The sequence below is a fragment of the Vallitalea maricola genome, from assembly GCF_036985595.1.
GTDB classification, from domain to species: Bacteria; Bacillota; Clostridia; order Lachnospirales; family Vallitaleaceae; genus Vallitalea; species Vallitalea maricola.
The window spans coordinates 1-256 of the sequence record NZ_BTPU01000401.1 but is presented as its reverse complement, the minus strand read 5'-3'; the positions used below and the strand labels follow the sequence as shown (position 1 = coordinate 256).

Annotated in this window: 1 protein-coding gene; it reads right to left on the bottom strand. The window is 37.1% G+C overall.

What is annotated here, in order from left to right; all coding sequences use genetic code 11:
• Window positions 1–256 (bottom strand): DUF3810 family protein (locus tag AACQ14_RS24455; protein ID WP_339366133.1); only part of this gene is annotated, 256 nt, incomplete at both ends.

Below are 256 nucleotides of genomic sequence, written 5' to 3'. Positions count from 1 at the left end.
ATTAAGTCTGTATTCTGCTATTAGAAGGTCTACCATTCTTCCGTAGCTTTGGACACCGTCTTGTTGTTTGTTTAGTTTGAGGTAAGTGTTATTTATTTTTGTTGAGGCTTTATCTATTGGTCCAGAGTATTTTTGCCAGAAGTCGTTGTTGTCTTGTAGGTCTCTTAGTACTCCTTCTGAATAGGTAGCTTTTAGGGTATAGTATGCATTGGTGTCGTGTTCGTAGAGTTTATTCATTCCATGAATAAACTCTACG